General features: G+C 70.5%; 11 protein-coding genes. 7 read left to right on the top strand and 4 right to left on the bottom strand.

Features of this window, described 5'->3' with window-relative positions:
- Positions 1-330: 330 nt before the first annotated feature.
- Together EV139_RS13345 and glf are read right to left on the bottom strand one after the other, a co-directional pair.
- Positions 331-2,847 carry an S-layer homology domain-containing protein gene (locus EV139_RS13345; protein ID WP_130454823.1) on the bottom strand — a complete coding sequence of 839 codons (2,517 nt, stop codon included), beginning with the start codon at positions 2,845-2,847 and terminating at the stop codon, positions 331-333.
- Positions 2,848-3,031: 184 nt separating this feature from the next.
- Positions 3,032-4,171 (bottom strand): UDP-galactopyranose mutase, encoded by a 1,140-nt coding sequence (gene glf / locus EV139_RS13340; RefSeq protein WP_198677575.1) that lies wholly within the window; start codon positions 4,169-4,171, stop codon positions 3,032-3,034.
- 55 nt (positions 4,172-4,226) lie between these two features.
- Between glf and EV139_RS16005 the strand changes: the two genes are divergently transcribed.
- From EV139_RS16005 to EV139_RS13325, 3 genes are read left to right on the top strand one after another with little or no spacing between them, the layout of a single operon-like run.
- The gene (locus EV139_RS16005) at positions 4,227-5,843 is read left to right on the top strand and encodes a methyltransferase domain-containing protein (protein WP_198677574.1); all 1,617 of its coding nucleotides are present in this window, start codon (positions 4,227-4,229) and stop codon (positions 5,841-5,843) included.
- On the top strand, positions 5,840-6,046 hold the full coding sequence (locus EV139_RS13330; protein ID WP_130454822.1) for a DUF6752 domain-containing protein: 207 nt from the start codon (positions 5,840-5,842) through the stop codon (positions 6,044-6,046). The genes EV139_RS16005 and EV139_RS13330 overlap by 4 nt, the downstream gene beginning before the upstream one ends.
- A gap of 51 nt (positions 6,047-6,097) precedes the next feature.
- Complete coding sequence (locus tag EV139_RS13325) at positions 6,098-6,598, top strand: META domain-containing protein (protein WP_130454821.1); 501 nt, start codon at positions 6,098-6,100, stop codon at positions 6,596-6,598.
- A 22-nt stretch (positions 6,599-6,620) separates the two neighbouring features.
- Here the strand turns inward: EV139_RS13325 and EV139_RS13320 are convergent, their stop codons facing one another.
- Positions 6,621-7,574 carry a Gfo/Idh/MocA family protein gene (locus tag EV139_RS13320; protein WP_130454820.1) on the bottom strand — a complete coding sequence of 318 codons (954 nt, stop codon included), beginning with the start codon at positions 7,572-7,574 and terminating at the stop codon, positions 6,621-6,623.
- A gap of 109 nt (positions 7,575-7,683) precedes the next feature.
- Here EV139_RS13320 and EV139_RS13315 point away from each other — a divergent pair, with 109 nt between their 5' ends.
- Positions 7,684-8,586 carry an LbetaH domain-containing protein gene (locus tag EV139_RS13315; protein ID WP_130454819.1) on the top strand — a complete coding sequence of 301 codons (903 nt, stop codon included), beginning with the start codon at positions 7,684-7,686 and terminating at the stop codon, positions 8,584-8,586.
- A gap of 106 nt (positions 8,587-8,692) precedes the next feature.
- Here the strand turns inward: EV139_RS13315 and EV139_RS13310 are convergent, their stop codons facing one another.
- Positions 8,693-9,367 carry a GCN5 family acetyltransferase gene (locus EV139_RS13310; RefSeq protein ID WP_130454818.1) on the bottom strand — a complete coding sequence of 225 codons (675 nt, stop codon included), beginning with the start codon at positions 9,365-9,367 and terminating at the stop codon, positions 8,693-8,695.
- A gap of 157 nt (positions 9,368-9,524) precedes the next feature.
- Between EV139_RS13310 and EV139_RS13305 the strand changes: the two genes are divergently transcribed.
- The 3 genes from EV139_RS13305 to EV139_RS13295 are packed head-to-tail and all read left to right on the top strand — an operon-like array spanning position 9,525 to position 13,124.
- Positions 9,525-10,772, top strand: a complete 1,248-nt coding sequence (locus EV139_RS13305) for a glycosyltransferase (RefSeq protein WP_130454817.1) — start codon at positions 9,525-9,527, stop codon at positions 10,770-10,772.
- Positions 10,756-11,928, top strand: a complete 1,173-nt coding sequence (locus EV139_RS13300) for a glycosyltransferase (RefSeq protein ID WP_130454816.1) — start codon at positions 10,756-10,758, stop codon at positions 11,926-11,928. The genes EV139_RS13305 and EV139_RS13300 overlap by 17 nt, the downstream gene beginning before the upstream one ends.
- A 2-nt stretch (positions 11,929-11,930) precedes the next feature.
- Positions 11,931-13,124: a glycosyltransferase gene (locus tag EV139_RS13295; protein ID WP_130454815.1), complete on the top strand. Its 1,194-nt coding sequence runs from the start codon at positions 11,931-11,933 to the stop codon at positions 13,122-13,124.
- Positions 13,125-13,126: the final 2 nt, after the last annotated feature.

Here is a 13,126-nt window from a genome sequence, read left to right as displayed (position 1 = left end):
GGTGGCTCAGGTCCGACCCGGTCGGCCGGGTCCGGCCCGGTGGCGCGGATCCGACCCTGTGGCGCGGATCCGACCCGGTGGGCCCGGTCCGACCCCCCCCCCCACAAACCCCCCCCCCCCCCCCCCCCCCCCCCGCGGGGGCCCGCCCCCCCCCCCCCCCCCCCCCCACGCTCGTGACGAAGCCGCACACTCGTCGGGGAGGGAGACGAGGTCGCGGGCAGGGGCACGGGCACGGCGGGCACGGGCACGGGCACGGCGGGCACGGGCACGGCGGGCACGGGCACGAGAGGGCACGGGGCGGGCGCGGGCGGGCTCCGCACCCCCCGACGTCTAGCGCGTGGCCCGGTAGAGCGCAATCGCGAGCTGCTCCCGGGTGAGGTGGGCAGTGGGGGCAAACTTTGGGAGCCCACGCGGCTGCTTCGTCGCCGAGAGGTACCGTTTTCCGTGCACCCATGAGATCGCCCGATAGCTGCCGCGTTTCGTGGCCACGTCGGCGAACGGCGTCTTCTTCGGCGGCGTGTACTTCGGCTTGGTGAAGCGGGTGAGGTACACCGCGAACGCCTCGCGCGTGAGCGGGTCACTCGGGCGAAAAGCAGGCTTCTTGCCCGAGCCCGTGACGCCCTTCTGAATGCCGCTCGCGTGCATCCAGCTGATTTCGCGGAAGTGCTTCGACCCGGGTTTCACGTCCGAGTACGGCGATGTCTTCGGCGCGGTGTAGTTCTTCGGCGCGCGCAGTTTGAACAGCGCGACCGCGAGCTCCGCCCGCGTCAGCGTGCGCGTTGGCCGGTACTCGGCGACCCCGTTCCCGGACGCAACCCCCGCGACCAGCGCGCGGGACTTCACCCAGTTGATTTCTGTGAGCGAACGATGCTGGTACGAAACGTCGCCAAAGGCGGTGAAGTCGACTCGCACCCGCGCACTCCCGGAGCTCGTGGAGAGCACGGTGATCCGGGCGGTGCTGTTCCACGGCGTCACGCTCTTTCCGGCTCGCACGTTTTGGAAGAGCCCGGCTTTTCCCCGCTGCGTGTCCCGCGCTGAAATCACGGTGCTCTCGAAGCGATTGGTGCCGTTTGTGTTGCGGGCCGACGCCCCGCGGAGCACGCGCACGCCGCCGGCAGTGAAGAACTCTTTCGCGCCCCCGGCGCTGGTGTCGTAGACCTGGCCCGTCTGTAGCGCGAGGCCCGTGTCTTGCCCGGACATGCTGCGGTACTCGACGTGAAACGTGCCGCCGGCCCCGCCGTCAACCTTTAGCCCGCGCACCCCGCTGGTGGCGCCGCCGGCGGCGAGAGTGAACGTCTGCGAGCGACCTCCCGCGGCGGTCACGGTGCGCACCGCCGCCTTCGGGAGCACCCCGAGCGCCTCCTTCTGCGCCACAGGCAGGGCGGGCGGACGCCGCCCTCCCAGCCAGGACCCGATGCCCATCACGTTGTACGGATCGCCGTACACGATGTCCCGACACGGCGCTGCGGGCTTACCACCGCTCACGCGCGAGTCGGTTGCGGTGCCCGTGCACACGCGTGAGCCTCCGTGACCGATCCCGAGGTTGTGTCCGATCTCGTGGGCCACCACCCCGGTCGCCGCGGAGAGCGGGAGTCCGGCGTCGTGACGGCTCCCCAGGTCGACCCAGACCAGGCCCCCGCTGTGCAGCGAGCCGTAGCTCGCCACCCCTGAGACGTTGTTGGCAAGCGCGCCGCAGTTGTCGTCGACGAGCACGATGAGGTGCCGACCCGAGCCGATGTAGCTCGCGGCGGTGCGGCCAAACTGGCTTGCAGCGTCGCTCCAGAGCGCGTCGCGCGATCCCGAGCTGCAGCGCATGCTCCGGTCTCCCGCGAACTTGCTGCTCCGCGCTTTGAGCGCCACCGTGAAGCCGCTCACCTTCCCCTCGGTCTGTGACCGCCAGTAGCTCCCGGCATCGGTGACGAGCTGGGTGAGCTGCGCATCCGACGGGCTCCCCCCGCCCGAATAAAACACAACGTCCGCGGCGTGTGACTTCGCCGCGGACGTTCCGCTCGGGGGGATGCCCGGAATGATGAGACCGGTGATCGGCAGTCCCCCGGTGGCCTCGGAGGCCCCCGCAACCGCGGCTGCGAGGGCCTCCGCATCGCTCAGCGGCGCGCCCTCCGCTTCGACGACTGCCTCGGCAACGGCGGCCCGCGCGTCAGCGCCCAGTTCGGCCTCGCCCTCGAACCGCTGCCCGGTCTCGGCGTCGGGCCCCACGAGTGCTGGATCAATTGCCACCACGGGCCCGTCGTCGGTCGCGACCATGGTCACCCCGGGCACCGTCTGTAGAGCAGTCGTGTCCGAGACGGGATCGCCGGTTTCGGCGATGCTGGCGGCCGCGGCAGCGGTGTGCGAGACTTCGTCGGCAAGCACGATCAGGGTGCCCGCCACGGGAAGCTCGGCGGGGATCTCCGCTTCGTCTGCCGTGCCGGTGGCCCGGGCGGGCTGATCAGACGCGTGCTCGTGTGCGCCAGCCGCGGTGTCGCCCTCACCGTCGACCTCGGCGGTGCCTCCCGGGCCCGGCGCGCCAGGAACGGCGCTCTCGGGCGCCCCGGAGTCGGCATCCCCCGCGGGGTCCGGGGTCGTGTCCGAGCCCGATCCGGTGTCCGAGCCCGATCCGGTGTCCGGGTCGATCCAGGTGTCGGGCTCGGCGCCGGTGTCGGGCTCGGCGCCGGGATCTTCCGCAACGCCCCGGCCCGGATCCAGCCCCTCGCCACCGACGAGCTCGTCGGACACCGCGGCCCTCGCACGGTCGGGGGCCATGCCCAGGGCCAGCGCGCTGTCCGGGCTCAGCAACAGCGCAACCGCCAGCGCGGCGCACACCGTGGACCTTGGGAACGATCGCATCGAGACACCTCCGGGCAGCAGCGCGGGAATTGTGGCTCAGCATATTGAGATTCGGGCCCAAACTATAGCCTCGATTTTGATTTCCAATGAGACTACAATGCATCAAAGAAAAACCGGCGACCCCGCAGTGCGGGATCGCCGGTTCGCTACGCGCTCGCCCCACGCGGGGCCGCACGGTTGGAGGCTAGAGCAGCTCCTCCAGCTTGTTCGAGTACATCGACAGCGCCGAGCCGATCGCCATGTGCATGTCGAGGTACTGGTAGGTGCCCAGGCGGCCGCCGAAGAGCACCCGGTCCTCGCCGCCCGTGAGCTCGCGGTACTTCAGTAGCCGCTCGCGATCCTCGGGGGTGTTCACCGGGTAGTAGGGCTCGTCGTCGCGGGTCGCGAAGCGCGAGAACTCGCGCATGATGACCGTCTTGTCCGTCGGGTACTCCCGCTCGGGGTGGAAGTGGCGGAACTCGTGGATGCGGGTGTACGGCACATCTGGCCCCGCGTAGTTCATCACGCTCGTGCCCTGGAAATCCCCCGTGGGGAGCACCTCCTGCTCGAAATCGAGCGTGCGCCAGCTCAGCTCGCCCTCGGCGTAGTCGAAGTAGCGGTCGACCGGGCCCGTGTAGACCACGGGGACGGTGCCCACGATCGCGCGCTTGTTCAGCGGCTGCGACTCGTCGAAGAAGTCGGTGTTGAGCCGCACCTCAATATTCGGGTGGTCCGCCATCTTCTCCAGCCACGCGGTGTACCCCTCGGTGGGCAGGCCCTCGTGCGTATCGTTGAAGTAGCGATTGTCGTACGTGTACCGCACGGGGAGGCGGCTGATGATCTCGGCGGGCAGTTCCGTGGTGGGGGTCTGCCACTGCTTCGACGTGTAGTCACGGATGAACGCCTCGTAGAGCGGCCGCCCGATGAGCGAGATCCCCTTCTCCTCGAGGTTCTGCGCCGACTTGGTGTCGAACTCGCCCGCCTGCTCAGCGATCAGGGCGCGCGCCGCGTCCGGCCCGTACGCCGAGCGGAAGAACTGGTTGATCGTGCCGAGGTTGATGGGGAGCGGGTAGACCTCGCCCTTGAAGTTCGAGTACACCTTGTGCACGTAGCTCGTGAAGCTCGTGAAACGGTTCACGTACTCCCACACGGTCTCATTCGAGGTGTGGAACAGGTGCGCGCCGTAGCGGTGCACCTCGATCCCGGTCTCCGGCTCCGCCTCCGAGTAGGCGTTACCGCCAATGTGCGAGCGGCGGTCGATCACGACCACCCGCTTGCCAGCGCTCGCGGCGCGCTCGGCAATCGTGAGCCCGAAGAAACCTGATCCAACGACGAGAAGATCCATGGGCTCAATCATACGAGGCTAGACTGGCCTGATTCGCCGAACGGCACTTCTTCTTATGAATCTAGACGCATCCACGCAGCTCCTCACCGTAGCCGAGATCTCCCCGAGCACCGCATCGATCGACGTCTGTTTCGACGGCGCACGCGTGTGGTCGATCGACGTCCGCGACGAGGATCCGAGCACCGCCCCGCACGCGTTCGCCTGGCCCGACGCGCTGCGGCCGCACCTCACCGGGCGCACCCGGGTGAGCGTGCACGACTCTGCCACGGGTGCGGAGCTCGGCGCGGTGGCCGTGGCCTTCGACGCGGCGCCGGTGCGCACCAGCGTGGTCGACGCGTCCGGATCGCCGCTCGTGATCAACAAGTGGGGCCGGCTCGGCGTCGCGCTCGAGGCGATGGGCGCTGCAACACAGCGGCTGATCCTCGACCGCACCTACGAGCTCATCGCGCTCCTCGACCGGATCGGGCTCCCCGGGTTCATCGTGGGCGGCACACTGCTCGGCGGGGTTCGCACGGGGAAGCTGCTCCCGCACGACGACGACGCCGACATCGCCTACCTCTCAGCGCACAGCTCTCCAGTCGACGTGGCGGTCGAGGCGTTCGCCGTCGGAGCGCAGCTCGCCGAGGCCGGCTACGAAATCCGGCGACACAGCGCCACGCACATGCAGCTCCTGTTCCGCGACGACGCCGGGGCGATCCTGCACTACATCGACGTCTTCGCCGCGTTCTTTTCGGCAGACGGGCTCATCAACCAGCCGTTCCACGTGCGCGGCGAGCTGCGCCGCGACGAGCTCCTGCCGTTCAGCACGGTCGAGATCGACGGCACCGGCTTGCCCGCACCCGCGGATCCCGCGGCCTGGCTCACCATCAACTACGATGCGAACTGGCGCACTCCCATCCCCGGCTACGTGCTTGACACCCCGGAGGAGACGCGGCGGCGCTTCGAGAACTGGTTCGGCGCGTTCAACCTGCACCGCGAGTTCTGGGACGAGCGCTTCGCCGGGGAGGCGAACGGCGGCGGGCGCGCGGCGGGCGCGTGGGAGTCGGGCGCCGCGTGGCTTGTCGAGGAGGCCACCGCATTCACCGCGCCGACCCTCGTCGACCTGGGCAGCGGTGACGGCGCCGTGACCCGGCGCCTCGCCGCCGCCGGAGCCGGCCGACGCGCGCTCGGGCTCGATTTCTCTGAGATGGCGCTCGCGCGCGCACGCGCCGCGAGCGACGACGACGACGACGCAGCGAACCCGGTGTCATTCGCACACGCGAACCTCTACCGCCTCACCGCGCTCGCCGCACCGACCGCGAACGGCGTTGCTGGAGCGTTTGACGCCGTGGCAAACCACCTCTTCGAGCAGCTGGGACACCGCGGGCGCGAGCAGGGCTGGCGGCTGCTGCGCATGGCGCTGCGCAGCGGAGGCAGCGCGCGCTTCACGTTCAACGCGCACCACGCCCCGGACGTGACGTTCGAGGACCCGACCGGCTGGCACTTAGCTGAGCGCGAGCTTGCCGCGGAGGCGGCGCACTACGGGCTCCGCGCCGAGTTCGTCCCGCTCGAGCCCGCAGCGGGGAGCGATCCGACGCGGTCGCCCGTCGGCGTGCGCGTCCACCTCGCCGGGGACCCGGCTCCGTCCACACCCCGCCAGAGCACCACCCCAGAGACTCGGAGGCACGTATGACCGAATCGCAGAACCCAGCCCGGCGCGCCCTGTCCCGGCTGCGCGGTCGACTCGGGGGCACACGCTCCCGCGGCATCCGCGCCGAGCTTGAGGCCGAGCGCGAGCGGATCACCCGGCTCGAGGCCGAACTCGACGAGCTGCGACGCGACAGTCTCCGCGTGGCAGAGCTTGTAGACCTCGTGGAGCGGCGCCTCACCCCGTAAGCTATTCCCACACGCCGGCGAGCTGGTCGCCCGGACCAACGGAGGTCGCAGATGTCGAACGCTCGCCACACCATCGGTATTCTCTGCGCCGGCATCCTCGCCTTCGGCGGGGTCTTCGCCGGCTACGGGCTCACCTCGTCCGTCTGGGACAGCACGGCCGTTGAGCAGCGCACCGAGGCCGACACTCCCGACGCCTCTGAGGAGCCGGGCGGATCGGTCGATTCCGGCTCCGCCACGAATTCTGCAGCCGAGCCGGCCGCCGCGCTCACGGGCCGCTGGGTTTCAGAGCGCCCCACAAATGACGAGGCGTACGTGGAGATCGAGCCCTCGGGCACCTGGACCTCGTCGGACGGCTGCAACCGCGTTGCGGGCACCGTCGAGGTGGACGAGGCGGGCAAGCTCGTGGTGACCAGCGGGCCGATGACGCTGATCGGCTGCGACAACGACCCCGCCCCGCTGGCGCTCGCCACGGCAGTCACCGCCGAGATCGACGGAGACACGCTCACCCTCACCGACGCCGAGGCCGGTGTCACCACGCTCGTGCGCGAGTAGCCGCGCGCTTCGCGCCCGCGCGCTAGCTCGACGCGAGCGCTGCGGCGATAATGCGGTGCGCGGGAAGGATGCTGCGGCGCTCCTCATCGGCGTCGACGGTGCCCTGCACCAGATCGACGAAGTGCTCGAACTGGGCGGCGAGCGGCTCGAGCCCGGAGACCTCGGGGACCTCCATCTCGGTCATCTGCTTGAAGCCGGCACGACCGTCGGTGCTCTCGATGTTTGCGTGGCGGTACTTCGTGACGCTGCGCAGCAGGAGATCGACCTCGACCATCGAGCCAAGCGACTGGATGGTGAGCTTGCGCACCTTGCGCTGCCCGATCCGGCTGGCGGACGCGGACGCGATCCCGCTCCCGGGGAACCGCAGCGTCATGTCGATGACGTCCTCGGCGCCGGCGACCGACTCCGGGTGGAAGTAGCCGAGCTCGGCGCTCACCGACTCGGGCGAGGCGGAGCCGAAGAGGCGTGAGACCAGGTCGGCATCGTGAACGAGCATGTCCCAGGCGACCCCGGTCTTGATGCGCGCCCAGTACGGCGAGTGCCGCTCGGCGCGCACGTAGACGGGCTCCTCGATGAGTGACTGCGCGGCGATCACGCCGGCGTTGTAGCGCTCAAGGAAACCGCACTGCACGGGGACCCCGCGCTGCTCGGCGGTCGCGAGGATCTCCTCGGTCTGCTCAAGCGAGGGGCAGATCGGCTTCTCAATGAGCACTGGGAGGCCGGCGTCGAGGATCTCGCGCGCAATGTCGTAGTGGTACTCGGTCGACGCGGCAACCACCACGGCGTCTGCGTGCTTCAGCGCGTCCTCCGCGGCGGGGAACCAGTCGCCGCCGTAGAGGTCGGTGGCCGCGCGCCCGTTCTGCTCGAACGGGTCGACGATCCCCACGAGGTTGGCGCGCCCGGACGCGGAGATGATGCGCGCGTGGTTGCGGCCCATCGTTCCGGCCCCGAAGAGCACGATGTTTGGGTTTGCCATGAATATCCTCCAGCGCGTCCAGCGATCCGCTCCCGAGGCATCGAGACGGACTCACCAAGTCTACGGGGTCGCCCGCCCGGGCAGCGTCGGGCGGGGCTACAGTGGGGACATGATCGAACTCACCGCACGTGCCCTCGCCGACGAGTTCTCCGCGGAGCTGCTCGGCGCCGACCTTCGAATCTCGGTGCCCGCACCGCTCGTCGACGCGAACGCCGACACGCTCACGTTCGTGGGCGATGTCGAGAAGTACGCGGCCGCCCTGGCGGCGGCGCTCGCGGTGGGAGCGGTGGTGCTCGCCCCAGAGGGCGTCGAGCTGCCGGATCCCGGCCGCGGCGCGCTCGTCCCGGTCGCCAACCCGCGCGCCGCGTTTGGACAGACCGTGGCGCGGCACTTCGCGCCGCAGGTCGAGCCCGGCATTGCCGCCACCGCCAGGGTCCACGAAACCGCGAGCGTGCACGAAACGGCTCACGTCGGCGAGTTCACGGTGGTGCGCGCCGGCGCGATCATCGAGGCGCACGCGGAGATCCGCGACCACGTGGTGGTCGGCCGCAACGTGGTGATCGGCGCCCACGCCCTCGTCAAGAGCCAGGCCGTGGTGGGCGAGGAGGGCTTCGGCATCGAGAAGGACGCGAACGGCAACAACTTCCACGTGCCGCACATCGGCTCGGTGCGGCTCGGCGCGCACAGCGAGGTGGGAAACTTCACGACCGTGTGCTCGGGCACCATCGCCCCCACCGTGGTGGGCGACTACACGAAGATCGACGACCACGTGCACATCGCGCACAACTGCCGGATCGGCCGCAACGTGATCATCACCGCCTGCGCGGAGATCTCCGGCAGCGTGGTCATCGAAGACGACGTGTGGATCGGGCCGAACGCGTCAGTGATCCAGGGCCTCACGCTCGGCAAGGACTCGCTGCTCGGGATCGGCGCCGTCGCGCTGAAGTCGATCCCGGAGAACGAGGTGCGCGTCGGCAACCCGGCGAAGCGGCTCGGCGACAACAAGAAGTAGCGCGGCCGTCCGGGCCGCGGGCGGGGCAACCCGGCGCGGCCCGGGCAGGCCCGCGGGACGCTCCGCAGACGCGCTGCGCTGCGCTGCCCGGCGGCGAGCGCGCGGCCTAGTAGTTTTCGGCCGGGACCTTTTCGAACCACCAGAACGGGTGGGTCAGCACCTGCATGAGCGGCTCCTTGCCCACCCACATGCCGAAGTGCCCCTCGCGCCAGCGACCGCTCGAGTCGCTCAGGTACTTCATGTGGGGCATCATGAACCGCTCCTCGTAGGCGTGGTAGGCAACCGTGTCGCTCCACCGCTCGCGCAGCGCGTTCGCGAACTCCATCCCGCCCATGCGCGCGGGCTCGTGCGAACTGAAGCCGCCGAGCGGGCGCCCCACGGCCGCCTCGAACACGGCGCGCTGCCGCTCCGCCCACTCCCAGTTGTCGCCGCCGAGCCAGTCGCTCAGCCCGCCCTCCAGGTGCAGCTGCACCTCGTGCCCGAGCGCCTCCATCTCCTGGACGAACTGCAGCGACTGCAGGCTGAGCAGGTTGTAGCCGCGCGCGTGCACGCGCAGGAAGAACGTCGAGGTGCAGCCCGCCTCCGCGTCAACGCGGGCCACGCGCATTGCCTGCTCGATCGTGTTGTCGATGTCGTGCCGCAGCACGAGGTGCTTCTCCTGCGGCGCCGCCAGGTAGCGCTCGAATCCGGTCACCGCGTAGCCCGCGTCGCGGTACGCACGCAGGGTGTCAGCGTATGACTTCAGCGAGTAGTCGTAGGTCTCAGTGGGCGTGGAAGCCATGCGGGTCTGCCGTTCAGGTCGCTGCCGGAGTGCTCCGGCACAGGGTCTGACAAGAAAACACAATCCTTCCCATGCTACGGGGCGCCCGGGGGATCCAGTGACCCCGCGCTAGGATTGCACGCATGGCAGCATCGAACCCGGCGAGTCTTCTCGCACCGTGAATCGCAACAGCCTGCCCGCGTGGGTGAACCGCGGCATCGATCGCCTCGCCGACGCCCCCATGAGCCCGCTGGGGCGTCTCGCCGCGCGCCGGCTCGGTCGGCCGGCGCCGCGCGGCTCGGTCGCGGCCACCGAGTTCGCAGATGCCCCCACTCGCGTGCTCATCGCGCCCGTCAACTACTCCGGGCAGGGCACCGCCTGGGCGCGGGCGCTTGAGCGCGCGGACCCCACGATCTCTGCGCGCAACATGGCGATCGAGGTGCCGGGTGGCTTCTCGTTCGACGCCGATCTGCTCGTGCCCGTGGGCACGTACCACAACGACGCCGACTGGCAGCGGCGCCAGTTCGAGGCCGCGGCGAGCGCCACGCACGTGCTGATCGAGGCGGAGGAGCCGCCGTTCGGGCGTCTCCTGGGCCGCTCGGTGGCGGCGCAGGCGGCGGCGCTGACCGCGCGCGGCGTGAACGTCGCCTACCTGGCGCACGGCACCGATGCCCGCCTGCCGTCGCGGCACATCGCTGGCAATCCCCTCTCGTACTACGCCGACGATGCGGTCTACCTGCCCCGCGCCGAGGCGCTCGCCGCGCGCAACATTGAGCTCGTCACGGCGAGCGGCCGGCCGGCGTTCGTGTCGACCCCCGACCTGCTGCTCGATCTGCCGCACGCCGCGTGGTGTCCGGTGGTGGTGGATCTCGACCGCTGGGCGGCGCCCGGGCGAGCGCCCCGGCAGGCCGGCGCTCCCCTGCGGGTGGTGCACGCGCCGTCGGTGGCGGCGTACAAGGGAACGGACCTGGTGCTGCCGGTGCTCGAGCGTCTGCAGGCGGAGGGCCTGATCGAGTTCAGGCTGATCCAGGGCGTACCGTCGGCGGAGATGCCCGCGGTGTTCGCCGGGGCCGACGTGATGCTGGATCAGTTCCGCGCCGGATCCTACGGGGTGGCTGCCTGCGAAGCGATGGCCGCGGGGTGCCTGGCCGTGGGCCAGGTGTCCGAGCAGGTGCGCGCCGCGGTGCGCGCCGCGAGCGGCCTGGAGCTGCCGCTCGTGGAGGCGGACCCGGAGACGCTCGAGCGCGTGCTCCGCGGCCTCGCCGCCCTCACAGATTTGGCCCCGCACGCCGCACGCGGTGTTGACTTCGTGCGCGAGGTCCACGACGGCCGCATGGCCGCGCGGGCCCTGCGCGCCCACTGGCTCGATGCCCCCGAGGGGCGCCCCGCTGATCGAAAGGACCCCGTCGGTGCACCCAGCAGCTGAACGACTCTGGAACCTGGCCCCGAAGCCGGCGCAAGACGCGATCGCTGCGGGCATCGACCGGCTGCGTGGCGTGCGGGTCCCGCCGCCGCCGCTTCCGGATCCGGAGAAGCCGATCCGGCTGCTCGTGGGCCCCGTCAACTACGCGGGGCAGGGCTTCCGCTGGTCGCGCGCGGTCGAGGAGACCGGTCGGGTCTCGGCCCGCAACTACGTGCACGAGGCGAACAACCCGCTGGGGTACGACGCCGACTACACCGTGAGCTGGCGCACCGCTGAGCATTCCCGGGCCTGGCAGCGGGCGATGTTCGAGACGCTGGCGACGCGGTATACGCACGTGCTCATTGAGGCGTGCTTCCCGATCCTCGGCGGCCGCTTCTCCGGCGACATGTACCGCCAGGTCGCGCAGCTGCAGGCGGCCGGCCTCAAGATCGCAATCGTGGGGCACGGGACCGACGTTCGGTTGCCGTCCCGCCACGCGGAGCTGCACAAGTGGTCGTACTTCCACACCGACGAGTGGGTGGATCCGGCACTCGTCGAGACCGTCGTGGCGAAGAACCTGAAGCTGATCGCCGACCTCAACGTCCCCACTTTCGTGTCGACGGCGGGACTGCTGCTCGATCTGCCAGACGCGCACTTCCTCGGCGTGATTATCGACCCGGAGAAGTGGGCGAACTCCGAGCCGCTGCTCGCGCGCGACCGGCTCAAGGTGGTGCACGCGCCGACGAACCCGATCGCGAAGGGCACCACGCTCATCGCCCCGATCGCGCAGCGGCTGCACGACGAGGGGCTCATCGAGTACGTCGAGCTGCGCGGGATCCCCAACGACCAGATGCCGGCAGTGTTTGCCGACGCCGATGTGGTGCTCGACCAGTTCCGCGCCGCCGACTACGGCGTGGCCGCCTGCGAGACCATGGCGTCCGGACGGATCGTGCTCGCGCACGTGAGCGACCAGGTGCGCGCCGAGGTGGAGCAGCGCGCGGGCATGCCGCTGCCGATCCCCGAAACCACGCCTGACACCGTCGAGGCGACGCTCCGCGACATCGCCGCGCGCCGCGACCACTACCGCGCGATCGCCGCGCAGGGCCCGGAGTTCGTGCGGCGGCTGCACAGCGGCGACTACTCGCGCGACACCCTCATGCGCTACTTCCTGGACGCGTAGCCGTGCGGGTTGTCATCGCGAGCCGCATCTACCGACCCGAGCCGTCGTCGGCATCGTTCTATCTCGGCTCGGTCGCCGACGCCCTCACCGCTGCCGGGCACGAGGTCGAGGTGCTCACCGCGAAGCCGCTGCCGGGCCAGGGCGAGGCCTCGCGCGGGGAGACCGTGAAGACGTTCCCGGTGCTCCGAGACGCACAGGGCTACGTGCGCGGCTACGTCCAGTACATGAGTTTTGACATTCCGTTGGCGTTTCGGCTGCTGTTCTCACGCCGCCCGCGCGTCGTGTTCGTGGAGCCGCCGCCCACGACAGGCGTGGTGGTCCGAGCGGTGTGCGGGCTGCGGGGGATCCCGTACGTGTACGACGCCGCGGATATCTGGTCGGATGCCGCGGGCCAGGCGACCAGCTCCGGGCTGGTGGTGCGCGTGCTGCGCGGCATGGAACGCTTTGCGATGCGAGGTGCCGCCGAACTGGTGACGATCTCGCAGGGCGTCGTGGAGCGGGTGCGGCAGCTCGGGGTGGCCACCCCGATCGATGTCACCGGGTTTGGAGCCGACACGTCGGTGTTCGGGTACCGCGACGTGGCCCGGGAGAAGCTGTTCATCTACGCGGGCACCTACACCGGTCTGCACGGCGCCGAGATCCTCATCGATGCGTTCGCGAGCTTCGCTGAGACCCACCCCGGCTATCGGCTTCGCTTCATCGGCAACGGCACCGGGCAGGAGGAGATGCGGGCGCGGGCGGCGGCTCTCGGGATCGCCGACGCGGTCGAGTTCGCGGAGCCGGTGCCGGCTGCCGAGCTCAGCCCACAACTCTCGCGCGCGGTCGCGAGCCTGGCGACTCTGAAGCCGGGCGGCGGCTACGAGTACGCGTTCACATCAAAGGCGTATTCGTCGCTCGCTGCCGGGTGCCCGGTCATCTTTGCGGGACCGGGCCCCACCGGGCCGTTCATGGCCGAGGCCGCCACGCACGTGCCGGTCGGCACCGCCGTTGACTACGACGTCGCCGCAATCGCGGCGGCGCTGCGCGACGCGGCGGATGCGCCCCTGAGCGCGGGCGACCGGCAGCGCGTGGCCGAGTGGACGGCCGCGCACCACTCGATGCGCGCGGTCGCCGAGCGTGTGGCGGCGCGCATCCTCGCCGTGGGGACGGCCGGGAAGCGCCGGCGGGCGCGCGATGCGGGGGCGGGGGCCGCGTGAGC

The organism is Leucobacter luti, from assembly GCF_004217175.1.
Lineage (GTDB): Bacteria > Actinomycetota > Actinomycetes > Actinomycetales > Microbacteriaceae > Leucobacter > Leucobacter luti.
The sequence above is the reverse complement of the archived record's forward strand: the minus strand, read 5'-3'. Positions and strand labels throughout refer to the sequence as shown.

What these genes read in the sequence shown, in the direction of transcription:
- EV139_RS13315 (WP_130454819.1), top strand. Translation starts at nt 7,684, where the DNA reads ATGATCGAACTCACCGCACGTGCCCTCGCCGACGAGTTCTCCGCGGAG.
- EV139_RS13320 (WP_130454820.1), bottom strand. Translation starts at nt 7,574, where the DNA reads ATGGCAAACCCAAACATCGTGCTCTTCGGGGCCGGAACGATGGGCCGC.
- EV139_RS13310 (WP_130454818.1), bottom strand. Translation starts at nt 9,367, where the DNA reads ATGGCTTCCACGCCCACTGAGACCTACGACTACTCGCTGAAGTCATAC.
- EV139_RS13330 (WP_130454822.1), top strand. Translation starts at nt 5,840, where the DNA reads ATGACCGAATCGCAGAACCCAGCCCGGCGCGCCCTGTCCCGGCTGCGC.
- glf (WP_198677575.1), bottom strand. Translation starts at nt 4,171, where the DNA reads ATGGATCTTCTCGTCGTTGGATCAGGTTTCTTCGGGCTCACGATTGCC.
- EV139_RS13345 (WP_130454823.1), bottom strand. Translation starts at nt 2,847, where the DNA reads ATGCGATCGTTCCCAAGGTCCACGGTGTGCGCCGCGCTGGCGGTTGCG.
- EV139_RS16005 (WP_198677574.1), top strand. Translation starts at nt 4,227, where the DNA reads ATGAATCTAGACGCATCCACGCAGCTCCTCACCGTAGCCGAGATCTCC.
- EV139_RS13325 (WP_130454821.1), top strand. Translation starts at nt 6,098, where the DNA reads ATGTCGAACGCTCGCCACACCATCGGTATTCTCTGCGCCGGCATCCTC.